This window comes from Mesorhizobium sp. LNHC232B00, from assembly GCF_000502435.1.
Lineage (GTDB): Bacteria > Pseudomonadota > Alphaproteobacteria > Rhizobiales > Rhizobiaceae > Mesorhizobium > Mesorhizobium opportunistum.
This window is the reverse complement of record NZ_AYWP01000020.1, coordinates 49235-63884: the sequence shown is the minus strand read 5'-3', so window position 1 is coordinate 63884 and position 14650 is coordinate 49235. Positions and strand designations below refer to the sequence as shown.

The window sequence follows — 14650 nt, the reverse complement described above, 5'->3', positions numbered from 1 at the left end:
TTTTCCTTTGCCAATGCCTGGTGGTGGTCGCGGTTGTCCGGCTGGGGCTGACATTGTTCTCGTACAACCGTGTTCGCGCCATGGTGACCCGGCTCAACGCGCACCAGTGCGCCAGCATGGGCGAGTTGCGGCTCNTGCGGCTCGTCGCCTGGGGGGTTGCCGCGGCGGCACGGTTCGTGCCGCGCGCCACGTGCCTCACCCAGGCGCTTTCGGGCCAATACATTCTCGCGCGCCAAGGCAATGCCTCGAATATCCGCATCGGCGTCGAACGCGGCACGGGCGAGCAGTTGAAAGCGCATGCCTGGCTGATTAGCGACAACCATATCGTGCTCGGCGGATCCGTCGATGGTTTCGCCCATCTGGTCGACCACGGCAGCCGATGAGCGGCGTGGCCGGAATCCTGCTGCGACAGGAACACGCACTCGCGGCCCGCGGATCCGCGCCGGCGGACGCGGCGACTGATATCCAGCAGATGCTGGCACGCATGCGCCATCGCGGCCCCGACGGCAGCTCGTGGTGGCTGGACACAGGCATCGCCCTTGGCCACGCCTGGCTCAACACATTGGATGAAGCCGGCCCCGGCCCGCTGACCATGGCTGGCGGCAAACTGGCCATCACCGCCGATTGCCGGCTGGACAACCGCGACGAGCTGCTCGCCAGGCTCGGCATACGGGACAGCTTGGTCGCGGACGCTGTATTGCTGATGCGGGCCTACCTGCGCTGGGGCGAAGCCTGCCCCCAGCATCTGCAAGGCGACTTCGCCTTTGCCATCTGGGATGCCGAACGGCAGCTGTTGTTTTGCGCGCGTGATCATTTCGGGGTCAAGCCATTCTACTACCACGCGGCGGACCGGCGCTTTGCCTTTGCCTCCGAGATCGGGCCGATGCTTGGCCCGGACGGGGTCGGCGCGCGCATCAGCGAGCACCGGATTTCGGGGTTCCTGGCCGGGCTTCCAGACGACCCGCAGTCGACGCCCTACAGCGATATTTTCAGCCTGCCGGCCCGTCACAGCCTCACCGTCAGCGCTCGACAGGTGCTGCTGCGCCGGTACTGGCAGATCGAACCGTCTTCGCGGCCGCCGCGGTCGGATGCAGCGGAGGAATTCGCCCATCTGTTCTCGCAATCGGTGCGTAGCCGCATGCGGGGGACATCGTCGATCGGCGCGATGCTGAGCGGCGGTCTCGATTCCTCCTCGATCGCCTGCGTGGCCGGCCTGCGGAACGCCGCCGAACGCAAGCCAAGGCTGCCGACCTTCTCGCTGATCTTCGAGAAAGGGTCGTCGATGGACGAACGCCCCTTCATCGATGCCGTGCTCGACCAGCAAAAGGTCGACCCGACGCTGATCGCGGTCGGCGACTATGCGCCCTTCGCTGAATTCGAACGGGTGCTGGAGGAGCAGGAAGGCACCTTCCTGGCGCCGGGCCTGACGCTGACCCGCGGCATCTACAGGACGGCTGGCGCCAAGGGCATCAAGGTGCTGCTCGACGGCCATGGCGGCGACGAGGTCGTCTCGCAGGGCCATGGCCATCTGCACGAGCTGGCCAATGGCGGCAGATGGCTGGACCTTTGGCGCGAGATCCGCAGCGCTTCCAACACCTATGGCGACAGCACGCTCGGCCTTTATTTCCAGTTCCTGACCCTCTATGGGCCGGCCTGGCGGATCGCCAAACTGAGACAGCTGGCAAACCGGACCCTGAACAAGATACGCCGGCCGAGGCCAACGCGTGGCCGAAGCTGGCGCGACCTGGTCAATCCGGACTTGGCCCGGCGGACCGAACTCATCGACCGTTTTCACCGGGCCGGGTACATGCCGCGCGGCGTCCAGGCCAGCGACGCCTTGAGCCACCGCTGGATCCTGTCGAACGGCTATGTCCCGCATTCCTTCGAGGTTCTCGACAAAGCCGCCGCCAATTTCGGCGTCGAGCCGCGCTATCCGTTCTGGGACAAGCCGCTGGTCGAGTTCTGCCTGGGGCTGCCGGGCGAGGAGAAGCTCAGCCACGGCTTTGGCCGCTCCGTGCTGCGCCGGGCCATGGAAGGGATCCTGCCGCCGGCGGTCCAGTGGCGGCGCGACAAGATCGATTTCACCGCCAATCTGGTCAACGGCATGGTGCGCAACCACCGTGATCTGCTGGAGCAGTTGCTGGTTTCGGACACGGATCGCATCGCACCCTACGTCAACCTGCCCCAGGTGAGTGCCGCCTATGCGCGGCTGCTGCGCCAGCCGGATCAGGCGGCCCCGCTCGACGTCCAGTATGTCTGGCGCTCGGCGTCGCTGTCGCTGTGGCTGCGGCAGGTGCAACAGGGCGGGAGTGCCACATGATGCCTCGCAATGGGCCACTTCCCCTCGCCCCACACTACCCCGCCGTAGCGGGCATGCCGGAGAGGCAACGCCACTTCTACCGAGCCTATGGGCTGACGGTCGCATCCGACGTGGCGTTGCCCGAACTGGATCCGGTGGAGCCGGCCGTGGCGGACATAATGATCGCCGTCGGCGCAATCGATATGCCGAAGCCTTCGCCGCAGGCCGCGACCACCTTCCGCTTCGAGCCGGACCGGCAATATCTGGCATGGCATGCCGTCGGCGCGTTCCTGATCAGCGGCGGCCGCCGCATCGATGTCGAACCGGCGCCTGGCGTTGACGACGCGCTGCTTGCCTTCCCGCTGCTCGGGCCGGTGATGGCGCTGCTGCTGCATCGGCGCGGCCTGCTCGTCCTGCATGCCAGCGCCATCGCGGTGGCCGGCAAGGGCGCCATCTTCATGGGCGACAAGGGCGCCGGCAAATCGACGACGGCAAGCGCGCTGATCCGTGCCGGTCATGAACTGCTTACCGATGACGTCGTGGCACTCGATCTCACCAATCCGGACCGGCCGATGATCGTGCCGGGCTTTCCGCAGATCAAGCTGGCGGCCGACGCCGCGGCCGCGATCCCGCTTGGGCAAGCCGAGGTGCGGCCGCAAGTCCATCCGGCGATCGACAAGATGCAACATCGCCTGCACGGCGCCTTTTCCGGCAGCATGGTGCCGGCGGCCGGGATCTATGTCCTCGAGCGCGGCCAAAGGGCCGCGATGACGCCCTTGCCCGCCATCGCCGCCTTGCCGGCCATCATCAAATTCTCCTACGTCACCCGGTTTGGGCGCGCCGCGCTCTCCGGCGATTTCGCGGCGATGCATCTTCGCCAATGTTCAGCAATCGCTAACCATGTCGGCGTGTGCAGGCTGGAAGTTCCGGTCGGTCTCGACAGGATCGGCGAGGCTGTGGCGCTGCTTGAGAGAGAACTGGCTGAAGATGTTTAGGTCATCGGTCTTTCGTCTGTCGCTGTTTCGCGACGTCGCCGCCTTCGGCGCCGTGATCGCGCAGATCGGCGGACGGCGGACCTGGACGGCGCTGCTGTTCCTGGTGCTCGGCAGCCTGACCGAAGGCATCTCCATCCTGCTGCTTGTACCGCTGCTGCATCTGGTCGGGCGGGCCGACCAGGATTTCGCGGTGCGGTTGCCGAACATCGATTTCGTGCGCTGGCTGGTGCCAGGCGGGACGTTGCAGCTGACGACGGTGTTGGTTGCGCTGGTCGGGCTTGTTGCCGCGCAGGCGGCGTTCAACCGCTTCAAGTCGGTCTACATGGCCAGGCTTCTGTTCGATTTCATCAACCGCTTGCGCATGAACCTGTTCGAGAGCATCGGCAAGGCGCGCTGGGGCGTGTTTTCGCGCATGCGCGGCTCAGACCTCGACCACGCCCTGACCGGCGACATAGACCGTGTCCAGGGGGCCGCTTTCTCGCTGCTGATGCTGGTGCAAATCGCCGTGCTGCTGGTGGGCTACCTCGTGATCTCCATGTTCATCTCGCCGGTCATGACGGCGTTTGCGATCGCTATCGGCATCGTCATGTTCGTGGCGTTGCAGCCGTTTCGCTCGCGCGCCACCGCCTTTGGGCGCGTGCTGACAAGCAATCGCCAGGATCAGTACCGGACGGTCTCGGAATTCCTCGGCGGCATCAAGGTGGCCAAGAGCTTGAACGTCGAAGCCAGCTATTTCGCGCAGCTGCAGGCAACGCTCGAAAAGATGAAGGCCGACAACATCGACTATGTCCGCAACAGCTCGATCGGCACCGCCGTATTCCAAGTGGCGAGCGTCGTCGGCTTGAGCCTGTTCATCTACGTGGCGCTGGTCCGCTTCAACCTCTCGCTCGCCGAGATCGTCGTGCTGCTGCTGGTTTTCATGCGCATCGCGCCACGCTTCATGGACATGCAGACGCAGGCCCAGCAGGTGCTGATCAACCTGCCCGCCTACACGGCAATGCGCAGCCTGCAGGCACGTTTCGACGCCGAGCGCGAACCGGGCCATGCCGAGGTCGAAGATGCAAGCAAGCTGGCACTCGATACGGGGCTGAACATCCGTGGCGTTTCCTTCGCCTATGACGACGGCGCCTATGACGACGGCGCCGGCAAGGCGGTGGTAAGCGACATCACCTTCGGCCTTCCGGCCGGCAAGGTCACCGCCCTGATCGGCCCCTCCGGATCAGGCAAGAGCACGATCGCCGACATGCTGCTTGGCCTGCTCGAACCGACCGCCGGCAAGATCCTGGTCGACGGCGTCGAGATCGACGCCGCCAATCGACGCCGATGGCGCGGTCAGGTGGCTTATGTGCCGCAGGACGTGTTCCTGCTGCATGATACGATCGCGGCGAACCTGCGTCTTGCCGCGCCGCAGGCCAGCGACGACGATCTGTGGACCGCGCTGCGCGCCGCGCATGCCGGCGAGTTCGTCGAGCGGCTCGACCATAGGCTTGATACGGTAGTCGGCGACCGGGGCGTGCGGCTTTCGGGCGGCGAGCGCCAGCGCATCGCACTGGCGCGGGCGCTGCTGCGCAAGCCGTCACTGCTCATCCTCGACGAGGCGACCAGCGCGCTCGACTGGCAGAACCAGTCGCTGATCGCCAAGTCGATCGACGGGTTGCGCGGCGCGATGACGATCCTGACCATCGCCCACCGGCCGTCGATGATCGCCTTCGCCGACTGGGTGGTGGCGATGGAAGACGGCCGTGTCGTGGAAGTCGGGCAGTATCAGCGCCTGAAGGCGAAGCCGGCAAGCCGTTTGTCCAGGATGCTCTCGGGAGAGCAGTCGGAGACCGAACCGGCCCATGTGGCCTGAGGCCGGGCGATGCCGCGCGTTGGAATTAGTGCAGGCCTCGCCGGGCACTGCCCAGCTTCTCGCCTTCTACTTCGGGCGAGTTCAGCTTTCTTTCGGCTTCGCGTAGCCTGTCGGCCGGCGTCGGCGCGCTCCTGGCAACCATGACATAAATGATGGCGAAATACCCGGCCTGGATGACCACGGCGCAAATGATGACGCGCAGCAGGGTTGTGCCCAGCGGAACGCCGTCAATCCAGGACCAGCCGACGACGATCGCAAGTGCGAAAATCATCCCAACGATGAATTTTGGAAGCGACATACCCAACAGCCCATAAACCGGCTCGGGTTATATCCAACAATTGCCCCACCCGAGCGCCGTCCCTTGTTATGCGGGCTTGTTAAACCACCCGCCGTCGACCGGTTGCTTCCGGCCTTTCAACCTGTCGCTACTCTGACAGGTATAATTTGCAATTCTATTAAGGCGAGCAGAAGGCGGCAAGGGCAACCGCACATATTTTTCATTGAGCTTTCGCGTTCGACTCTGCCATGCTGCAACGCACACGATCGCACTTTACTCAACCAGAGGCGGTTGACGTTTTTTAGTACAATCCGTAATATTAAGTAGTATTTTATGTTAATAGTCGTGATCTTCGGGACCTTCTAAAGCACTCATGTGCATCACTCTGGGCCGCGGAGAACGTCCTGCCCAAAATTGGCCTCAAAAACGTCGGTATTTTTTCCACTTGCCCATTTATTGTCACAAATGTGCTATGCATCCTGAAAAATGTGCATTGCGAGCTTATTATTTGGTCAATTCATGACGTGACTATTTCAATGGGCTGGTAAATTGTGTGTTGCGCTGCAACATTTTTTTGGTATCGTGTGGTGAACCATTCGTTCAACGCATGGAGTTACGGCATGAGGGATATTGCCAAGTCGGCCACGGCGGACTTTTCGCAGGCTGACACCGATTTTCCGCCGCCGATCGGCGGCCTCATGAAGCGAAGTTTCGATATTATCGGTTCGCTGGCGGGACTGATCGCTCTCAGCCCGCTGTTCGTCATGATAGCGCTGCTCGTCAAATTATCCGACGGCGGATCAGTTTTCTACGGTCACCGGCGAATCGGCCGTGGCGGCCGGGTTTTCCCGTGCCTGAAGTTCCGCACCATGGTTCCGGATGGCGACAAGGTGCTGACCGCCTATCTGGCCACCAATCCGGAAGCCAACGCGGAATGGATTGCGACCCGCAAGCTGAAGAACGATCCGCGCGTCACCCGCGTCGGAGCGGTGTTGAGGAAACTCAGCCTCGATGAATTGCCGCAGATCATCAACATCCTGCAGGGCGACATGAGCCTTGTCGGACCCCGCCCAGTTGTGCGCGACGAGTTGGAAATCTACGGCAGTGCCGCCGTTTATTACCTGAAGTCGCGGCCCGGCCTGACCGGCCTGTGGCAGGTCAGCGGCCGCAACGACGTGTCCTATGACAGCCGCGTCGCGTTCGATCGTCACTATGTCGAGAACTGGTCGCTGTTCGAAGACGTTCGCATCATCATCAGGACCGTGCCGGCCGTTTGGATGTCACGCGGTTCTTACTGACCGGCCGGCCGATACCAGGCATCCGGCGGCAAGCTCATCGGGCGATGGGGCTAAAACGGATCGGAACGTTCACTTGAAGACAGACATGTTCGAAGCCTTTAGCAGCGGCCCACTCTCCGGCCGCTCGCGGCTCATGGCCACATGCCTTGCGTTGTCGCTCGCTTTTCCCCAACTCGCAACCGCCGACGAATACCATCTCGGCTCGCAGGACAAGCTCACCATCCGCATCGCGGAGTGGCAGACCGTCGAAGGCACGTTCAGGGACTGGACGGCGGTCAATGGCCAATACACGGTCGGCCCGAGCGGCACGCTGTCGGTGCCTTTCGTCGGCGAATTGCCGGCGGCCGGCAAGACCACGGCGGAAGTCGCGGCGGCTATCGGCGAGGCGCTGCAGCGTAAGCTCGCTCTGTCGGACAAGCCCGAAGCCTCGGTCGAAATGGCGCAGTTCCGGCCGTTCTACATCTCGGGCGAAGTGCAGAACCCCGGTCAGTTTCCCTACGTGCCCGATCTGACGGTGCTGAAAGCGATCAGCGTCGCCGGCGGCATCCGGCGCACCGCGGACTACGGCCCGCAGCTCGGCAAGGACCTGGTCACCGCCAAGGGCAACTTCGACATCTCCGACGACCAGCGTGTCCGGCTGCTCGTCAGGCGCGCCCGCATCGATGCCGACCTTGCGGGCAAGACGAGCTTCGAGGCACCGAAGGAGGTCGAGGGCGATGCACGGCTGCCGACCATCGTCGCCGACGAGATGACGATCCTGACGGCCGACCAGAAGGCGCTGAAGCTGAAGCTCGAGGCGCTCGACGATCTCAAGAGCGTCCTGCAGGCCGAAATCGAATCGCTGCAAAAGAAGATCGTCAACCAGCAGAAGCAGGTCGACCTTGCACAGCAGCAGCTCGCCAGCATCGGTCCATTGGCCCAGAAGGGCTTGGTCGCCAATGCGAGACTTCTGGATTCGCAGCAGTCCGTCACCGACCTGCAGGGCAAGATCCTCGACTACGAGACAGCCATCCTCACCGCCAAGCAGGCGATCAGCAAGGCGACGCAGGACGCCATCGATGCCCAGAACACGTTGAGTTCGAGCCTCGCCGCCGACCGGCAGCAGACCGAAGCCGACCTGAACGAGGCCGCGCTGAAGGTGAATATGCAGAAAGGACTGATAGCCCAGGCCACCGATCCAGCGATGACGGCGGCCATCACCAACGACCAGCAGCCAACCCTGCTCTATTCATTGGTGCGCAATGTCGACGGCAAGACCAGCGAGATCGCGGCGAAGGAAGAAACGCAAGTGCTGCCCGGCGATGTGATCAAGGTCAAGCTGGCGCCGCTACCCAGCCAATAGGCACGCCAGGTTTGGCGCGATCCGGCGCCTTCGATCCCCAATCGCAAAGACATCCAACCTCCGTCAGGCCTGCCTGGCGGAGGTTTTTGTTGGTGCGATTTTCTTTGGTAGCGCGATTTCCAGGCCGTGAGATTTTCAAGACCTTCAGATTTTCGGGGCCGTGAGATCTTCAGGCGGCGAGACGATCAAGCCGAAGGAAATCACGCGACGCGCTTTTGTCTTTTTGTTCGATGCATCGTTGCCCAAATCGCTACGCCCTTTTGGGCAAGGTGCGTTGGCTCACGAAGGGTCGGCAGTCGCCGGACGGCCGGCGTGCCGCGGCCATTCGGCCTCGCCCCTGTTCGCATCCGCCGGCTCGAAGGCCGGCGACCGCCGCGTGCCGGTAACGGGCAGCCGTGCCAGCTTGAAATAGCTGAAATACATCAGGAAGGAACCCATGATGTAGGGGTTGAGGATCTCGACCTCGACGAAGGAGCGGATCAGCAGCAGCACCATCACGCCGAAGAGAACCACCGATTCGGCCTGCCATGCCTTGAAGATCACCATCGAGACGTGGCCGTAAAGCGTGCGCAGCAAGATCAGCGACACCATCGTCGCACCGGTGAAGCCGAGTTCGACAAGCGCCTCGATATAGGTGCTGTGGAAATGGAAGCCGGTACGGGTGGTGATGTAGAATTCGTTCCACAGCCGTTCGGCCTCGGCAAATCCCTGCACCCAATAGGCGGCATAACCGACGCCGAGGATCGGCGACCGCTGAGCGGCATCCCAGCCCTGTTCCCAGAGATAGGTCCGCCCGGTGAGCGTCGAATCCTTGCCGAAGATGCCAAGCACGAAGTCCATGAGCCCCAGATTGAGCGCCACCACAGCCACCACGACGATCATGCCGGCACCGACCAGGAAGATCACGCGGCGATAGCGCCGCGACAAGAGTTTGCTCATGGCAAGCAGTGCAATCAGCGCCAGGACCGCCGGTATCGAGGCCATCGAGGTGGCGGAATGCGAGACGACCAGCACATAGGCCGACAACAGCACGACGGGCACCGTCAGGATGAAGCTGAGCCGGCCACGCCGCAGGAAGGCGAGGAACACAACGGAGAAATAGATGCCGAGCGAGCCGACAAAACCGATCTGGTTCTTGGACGCGAAGGCGCCGACGAAATTGTAGGTGCCGTCGAGGACGTCTTCGGAATAGCCCCCGACCTTGAGTGAATAGAGCAGGACGAAGAATATCCCGATCAGGGCGCCCAGCGTCAGGGTGCGCGCGCTGACGGTGCGCGCCGCGACATAGGCGCAGGCAATGTGGGAAAGGTACTGGATCGCCGTCCTTGCGGTGGTGCCGGGCGCCTGCGACCAGAAGACGGAGAAGCAGACATAGGCCGCGAACAGCAGCGGCAGCCAGGCGCTGGACAGCTGCCGCAGGAAACGCCGGTAGTCGACCAGGATGAGCGGAAGCCAGACGGCGTAGTAGGCCAGGATCAGCACCTGGCCGAATATGACGGAATAGGAGAACGCCCAGATCGAGACGGCAACGGCAAAGGCGCCATAGGCGGAGTTCTTTTCGGGATCGACCAGCAGGGACTTGGGAATCTTCATCTCAGAGTCCCGTCGACGCGACCCAAGACCGGCAAGCCAGAGACCACCAAGCCCGGCAGGCTGAAAGCCGGCCGCCATATCCGCAAACAGGGGCGTACAATAAACAGCGTCTCCATTGTGCAGTGCAATATAACCTATCGCACCCCTTGCTCAATGGCAAATCCGGGGCAAATCCGGTCACCTTGTCTTACAGCCGGGCGATTGCCGAGAGATCGATGGGGTCGGCGCTGCTCCGGGATTGGCCCAGACGATCGCCCCGCATGCCGGCTTGAACTTGCCTGCCGGGGACTTCACAGTCCACCTGGGGCGAGGCGGCCGGTTGCATCGGTCACGGAAAGAGGACAATCAGATGCCTATGCATTTTGCGGGACGTTTCGCCGGCCGGTCGGCGGTCATCACCGGCGGGGCCTCGGGCATCGGCCTGGCGGTGGCGCAAAGGATCGTCGACGAGGGCGGGCGCGTCAGCGTCTGGGACCGCGATCCGGCCCAGATCGATCAGGCCAAAGCTGTTGTTGCCGGCCTGCACGGCGTGACGTTGGACGTTGCCGATGCGAAGGGTGTTGAAGCCGCCACAGCGCGGACGATCGAAGCCCTTGGCGGGGTCGACATCCTGGTCACCAGTGCGGCCATCACCGGACCCAACATGACGACCTGGTCCTATTCGACGGAGGATTGGCAGAAGGTCATCGACATCAACATCAACGGTGTCTTCTACTGCAACAAGGCGCTCGTCGCGCACATGCTCGAACGCGACTATGGCCGCATCGTCAACATCGCCTCGATCGCCGGCAAGGAAGGCAATCCCAACGCCTCCGCCTACAGCACGTCGAAAGCAGCGGTGATCGGCCTGACCAAGTCGCTCGGCAAGGAATTGGCCAAGACCAAGATAACGGTCAATTGCGTGACGCCGGCGGCCGTGCGCACAGCGATCTTCAAGCAGATGAGCCAGGAGCACATCGATTTCATGCTGTCCAAGATACCGATGGCGCGCTTCGGCGAGGTCGAGGAAGTGGCGGCACTGATCTGCTGGATCGCCTCGGAGGAATGCTCGTTCACGACGGCTGCGGTGTTCGACGTGTCCGGCGGCCGCGCTACCTATTGACCAGCCGGGGGCTCCCTCCTCTGCCAGATCCAACTACAATTCCGCGTGACGGAGCAACGAACGGAGCTGGACAGGCGTATAGTGGCTGACGCCCGGATGGACGGTGATGACATAACAGGGTTGCGGGAAGCCATGATGCGACGAGACAGCCCGACAGGGGCGATAACCCACGGCCGCCGTGCCGATGAAGCGCGATCGGCGGGAGTCACGACCATCTGGCCGGAGTTTGCATCGTTTGCCTGAAGCATATCCCGCCACGCTGTCCGATGACGAACTACTGGATCGCTATCAGCGCGCCGCCTTCGGCTATTTCCTGGAGAATGTGAACCCCGACAACGGGCTGGTTGCCGACACGTCACGGCCGAATTCGCCGGCCAGCATCGCGGTCGTCGGTTTCGCGCTGTCCTGCTATCCGATCGGCGTCGAGCGCGGCTGGATGACGCGCGAGGCGGCGGTGGAGCTTACCCTCGCCGCGCTGCGTTTCTTCTCGGCCAGCCCGCAGGGCGGCGGCGACGAGGTCACCGGCCACAAGGGCTTTTACTACCACTTCCTCGACATGCGGACCGGGCTGCGCGTGTGGCGCTGCGAGCTGTCGATGGTCGACACCGCCTTGCTGATCGCCGGCTTCCTGGTGGCGAGCGCCTATTTCGCCGGCAGGGATGAGAAGGAAACCGAAATCCGCCAGCTGGCCGAGGCGCTCTACCGGCGCGTCGACTGGCGCTGGGCGCAAGGCAGCAGTCCGACCTTGCGGCAAGGCTGGAAGCCCAGGAGCGGCTTTCTGCACTATGGCTGGGAAGGCTACAACGAGGCGACGATCCTCTATGTGCTGTCGATGGCCTCGCCGGACAGCCCGACGTCCGACGACTGCTACGAAGACTGGACGGCGACCTACCAGTGGGAAAACATCTATGGCCATGACGTGCTCTATGGCGGACCGCTGTTCATGCATCAGTTCTCGCATGCCTGGATCGATTTCGCCGGCATCCGCGATGCCTTCATGCGCGAGAAGAATTCCGACTATTTCGAGAACAGCCGCCGTTCGACCTACCTTCACCGCGACTATGCCCGGCACAACCCCTATGGCTTCGACGGCTATGGCGAGAACCTGTGGGGACTGTCGGCCGGGGATGGACCGGGCGGCTTCCGCGCCAGCGTGGAGCGACGGCGTCATCGGTTTTCCGGATATGCCGCGCGTGGGGCGCCTTTCGGGCCGGATGACGGGACGATCGCGCCATGGTCCTATCCGGCGTCGCTGCCCTTCGCGCCTGACATTTGCCTGGCTGCCTTGCGCCATCTCGGCGACCGCTATCCGCAGGTGATCGACAATTTCCGGCTGCCGAGCGGCTTCAATCCGACATTGGCCAGCCGGCGAAAATTCGGCCGCAACGGTTGGATCTCGGAAGGCCATTATGGGCTGGACCAGGGCATCGTGGTCATGATGATCGAGAACCACCGCTCGCGCCTGATCTGGGAGTTGATGCGGTCCAATCCTCACATCCGTCGCGGCCTGGACAAGGCCGGTTTCACCGGCGGATGGCTGTCGCAGCTCGCAAGCCCCGAGCCTGGGGGCCGCGATGTCGCATGAACGGACCAAAGCCGCCGCTTTCCCGGTCGACCGCAACGATGTCGAGCTGATCCGGGGCGCGCATCCGCCGCGCTGGAAGAACCCGGAGCCGGACGGTCCGTACAATCTCGTCGTCATCGGCGCCGGGCCTGCCGGACTGACCGCCGCGCGCGACGCCGCGAGCCTTGGCGCCAAGGTTGCGCTGATCGAGCGCGGGCTGATCGGCGGTGCGTGCGTCAATGTCGGCGGGGTGCCGTCGAAGTCGATCATCCGCACGGCCAGGCTCTATGCCGACATGCGCGACGCCGAGAATTTCGGCGGCGACACGCCGGAGCGTCTGCACGTCGACTTCGGGCGCGCCATGATGCGGATGCGGCAGATCCGGGAGCGGATCAGCCGCGCCGATGCGGCCGCTGCCATCGTTTCGCAAGGCATCGACCTCTATTTCGGTGAGGCACGCTTCGCCGGCACGGACACGGTGGTGGTCGCCGGCAAGACGCTGCGGTTCAGAAAGGCTTTGATCGCGACAGGTGCGCATCCAAGCGGGCCGGCGATTCCGGGGCTTGCCGAGGCCGGCTATCTCAACAACGAAACCATGTTCGATCTCACGAAGTGCCCGCCACGGCTCCTGGTCATCGGCGGCGGGCCGCTCGGCTGCGAGACGGCGCAGGCCTTCTGCCTGCTCGGTGCCAAGGTCATCCTGGCGCAGAGCGATCCGATGTTCCTGCCGGGCGAGGAACGCGACGCCGCGCAAATCCTTTCGGATGCGCTGGCGCGCGAGGGGGTCGAGGTGCGCCTGAACACCGAAGTGGTGGCGGTGCGGACAAAGGGCGGCCAGAAGCTCGCCGACCTGATGCGGGACGGCGACGTGACGACGATTTCCGTCGACGAGATCATCACCGGCGTCGGCCGTTCGCCCAACGTCGACGATCTCGACCTGGAAAATGCCGGCGTGGTGTATGACGTCAACGGCATCAAGGTGGACGATCACCTGAGAACGACAAATCCGCACATCTACGCGGCGGGCGATGTGTGCCTCGAATACAAGTTCACCCATACCGCCGAAGCGACCGCCCGCATTGTCGTGCGCAATGCGCTGTTTCGCGGCCGGGAAAGGCTCAGCGACCTTGTCGTTCCCTGGTGCACCTATACCGATCCGGAGATCGCCCATGTCGGTCTCTATCCGGTGGAGGCACGCCGGAACGGCATTCCGGTCAAGACCTATACGGTGCTGATGCACGATGTCGCCCGTGCCGTGATGGACGGCGAGGAAGAGGGATTCGTCAAGATCCATGTCAGGGAGGGGTCCGACCGCATCCTCGGCGCGACGGTGGTCGCCGCCCACGCCGGCGAGATGATCAATTCGGTGACGCTCGCCATCCGGTCAGGCATGGGATTGCATGCACTGGCCGACGTGATCCACCCCTTCCCGACGCAGGCCCAAGGCATCAAGATGGCGGGCGACGCCTACCGGCGAACGCGGTTCACAAGCTTGCGCAGGCGTCTGGCGGCGCGCTGGCTGGCCTGGTCGAGGCGATGACAGCGCATGGAGCAGCTTTTTCTCTGAAATGTCCGCAAATACACGACCAAGTATCCCGCCCGGCGCTTGACGGCACCCAGTACGACTAAGGAAGATTGGACGCACCGTGCGACCGCGGAACACTCGGGGATGCAGCCTGCAGCTGAAACCGAATATGCAATCCGGCTCTTGGCCAAGGGCTACATCTGCGTGCCGTTGTGTGCCGGGGGCAAGCATCTCGATCTCCAGGCAATGGAGTATCACCCCCTACATTTGCAGGCCCGTCGAAAGGACCTGAAAGAGTTGGCGTTCCAATCGGTTGCCTTTCATCTGTCGCAGAAGCCGCCAACCGGTGACGACATCCGGCGGTGGTTTCGTAAGTTTGCCGGAAATGTCGGAATCCTTGGAGGGTACTCCAACCTTCTTATCTTGGATTTCGATGATGCCGCGACCTATCTGAGCTGGTCGAGCAAGCACGAGGCCCTTTTAAGTCGCACGCCGATTGCAAGATCGCCGAACGGGTTTCATGTCTATCTCAGGACGCGCGACCCGACGGCTTCGTCCAGCCTCTATGCCGGCATGCGCCGGATCGGCCACGTGAAGGCGCTTGGGGGCTATGTCGTTGGCAGCCCGTCCATGCTCAAGGATGGTTCGTCCTACAGCTGGCTGAAGGACCATTCACCATTCGACGTCGATCCGTCGCCCATCGAGGGCCTCGCTAGTCTCTCGCTTCGCGCAGTCTCGCCGTTCAAATACCACTATGACCGCATGCTGAACCGTGGCTTCTTCGAGCCCCCCTGAGTATCCAG

Annotated in this window: 12 protein-coding genes; 10 read left to right on the top strand and 2 right to left on the bottom strand. The window is 63.1% G+C overall.

Annotated elements, in window-relative coordinates; translation table 11 throughout:
• Positions 1-20: 20 nt before the first annotated feature.
• From X743_RS146970 to X743_RS146985, 4 genes are read left to right on the top strand one after another with little or no spacing between them, the layout of a single operon-like run.
• On the top strand, positions 21-383 hold the full coding sequence (locus tag X743_RS146970) for a lasso peptide biosynthesis B2 protein (RefSeq protein WP_245264283.1): 363 nt from the start codon (positions 21-23) through the stop codon (positions 381-383).
• A complete protein-coding gene (locus tag X743_RS146975) occupies positions 380-2320 on the top strand; it encodes a lasso peptide isopeptide bond-forming cyclase (protein ID WP_023767506.1) in 1941 nt (646 codons plus the stop codon). Before X743_RS146970 ends, X743_RS146975 begins: the two co-directional genes overlap by 4 nt.
• Positions 2317-3294: an HPr kinase gene (locus X743_RS146980; protein WP_023767505.1), complete on the top strand. Its 978-nt coding sequence runs from the start codon at positions 2317-2319 to the stop codon at positions 3292-3294. The genes X743_RS146975 and X743_RS146980 overlap by 4 nt, the downstream gene beginning before the upstream one ends.
• A complete protein-coding gene (locus X743_RS146985; RefSeq protein ID WP_023767504.1) occupies positions 3287-5146 on the top strand; it encodes an ABC transporter ATP-binding protein in 1860 nt (619 codons plus the stop codon). Before X743_RS146980 ends, X743_RS146985 begins: the two co-directional genes overlap by 8 nt.
• 25 nt (positions 5147-5171) lie before the next feature.
• Here X743_RS146985 and X743_RS146990 read toward each other — a convergent pair whose 3' ends face one another.
• On the bottom strand, positions 5172-5444 hold the full coding sequence (locus tag X743_RS146990) for a hypothetical protein (protein WP_031258099.1): 273 nt from the start codon (positions 5442-5444) through the stop codon (positions 5172-5174).
• Positions 5445-6043: 599 nt separating this feature from the next.
• Here X743_RS146990 and X743_RS146995 point away from each other — a divergent pair.
• Together X743_RS146995 and X743_RS147000 are read left to right on the top strand one after the other, a co-directional pair.
• Positions 6044-6721 carry a sugar transferase gene (locus X743_RS146995; protein ID WP_023767502.1) on the top strand — a complete coding sequence of 226 codons (678 nt, stop codon included), beginning with the start codon at positions 6044-6046 and terminating at the stop codon, positions 6719-6721.
• A gap of 85 nt (positions 6722-6806) precedes the next feature.
• Positions 6807-8063 (top strand): polysaccharide biosynthesis/export family protein, encoded by a 1257-nt coding sequence (locus tag X743_RS147000; protein WP_031258097.1) that lies wholly within the window; start codon positions 6807-6809, stop codon positions 8061-8063.
• A gap of 279 nt (positions 8064-8342) precedes the next feature.
• Here X743_RS147000 and X743_RS147005 read toward each other — a convergent pair whose 3' ends face one another.
• The gene (locus X743_RS147005; RefSeq protein WP_023767499.1) at positions 8343-9656 is read right to left on the bottom strand and encodes an O-antigen ligase; all 1314 of its coding nucleotides are present in this window, start codon (positions 9654-9656) and stop codon (positions 8343-8345) included.
• Between the two features lie 349 nt (positions 9657-10005).
• Here X743_RS147005 and X743_RS147010 point away from each other — a divergent pair, with 349 nt between their 5' ends.
• The 4 genes from X743_RS147010 to X743_RS147025 all read left to right on the top strand — a co-directional run bounded on the left by X743_RS147010 (position 10006) and on the right by X743_RS147025 (position 14642).
• Entirely contained in the window at positions 10006-10758 is a 753-nt protein-coding gene (locus X743_RS147010) for an SDR family NAD(P)-dependent oxidoreductase (RefSeq protein WP_023767497.1), read from the top strand.
• 235 nt (positions 10759-10993) lie between these two features.
• Positions 10994-12343 carry a glucoamylase family protein gene (locus X743_RS147015; protein ID WP_023767496.1) on the top strand — a complete coding sequence of 450 codons (1350 nt, stop codon included), beginning with the start codon at positions 10994-10996 and terminating at the stop codon, positions 12341-12343.
• Complete coding sequence (locus X743_RS147020; protein ID WP_023767495.1) at positions 12333-13862, top strand: mercuric reductase; 1530 nt, start codon at positions 12333-12335, stop codon at positions 13860-13862. The genes X743_RS147015 and X743_RS147020 overlap by 11 nt, the downstream gene beginning before the upstream one ends.
• 129 nt (positions 13863-13991) lie before the next feature.
• Positions 13992-14642 carry a bifunctional DNA primase/polymerase gene (locus X743_RS147025; protein WP_023767494.1) on the top strand — a complete coding sequence of 217 codons (651 nt, stop codon included), beginning with the start codon at positions 13992-13994 and terminating at the stop codon, positions 14640-14642.
• Positions 14643-14650 lie beyond the last annotated feature (8 nt).

Bases quoted from the DNA above. Each gene is read 5' to 3' on its own strand.
- X743_RS146995 (WP_023767502.1), top strand. From the start codon at position 6,044: ATGAGGGATATTGCCAAGTCGGCCACGGCGGACTTTTCGCAGGCTGAC.
- X743_RS147025 (WP_023767494.1), top strand. From the start codon at position 13,992: ATGCAGCCTGCAGCTGAAACCGAATATGCAATCCGGCTCTTGGCCAAG.
- X743_RS147000 (WP_031258097.1), top strand. From the start codon at position 6,807: ATGTTCGAAGCCTTTAGCAGCGGCCCACTCTCCGGCCGCTCGCGGCTC.
- X743_RS146985 (WP_023767504.1), top strand. From the start codon at position 3,287: ATGTTTAGGTCATCGGTCTTTCGTCTGTCGCTGTTTCGCGACGTCGCC.
- X743_RS147020 (WP_023767495.1), top strand. From the start codon at position 12,333: ATGTCGCATGAACGGACCAAAGCCGCCGCTTTCCCGGTCGACCGCAAC.
- X743_RS147005 (WP_023767499.1), bottom strand. From the start codon at position 9,656: ATGAAGATTCCCAAGTCCCTGCTGGTCGATCCCGAAAAGAACTCCGCC.
- X743_RS146975 (WP_023767506.1), top strand. From the start codon at position 380: ATGAGCGGCGTGGCCGGAATCCTGCTGCGACAGGAACACGCACTCGCG.
- X743_RS147010 (WP_023767497.1), top strand. From the start codon at position 10,006: ATGCCTATGCATTTTGCGGGACGTTTCGCCGGCCGGTCGGCGGTCATC.
- X743_RS146990 (WP_031258099.1), bottom strand. From the start codon at position 5,444: ATGTCGCTTCCAAAATTCATCGTTGGGATGATTTTCGCACTTGCGATC.
- X743_RS146980 (WP_023767505.1), top strand. From the start codon at position 2,317: ATGATGCCTCGCAATGGGCCACTTCCCCTCGCCCCACACTACCCCGCC.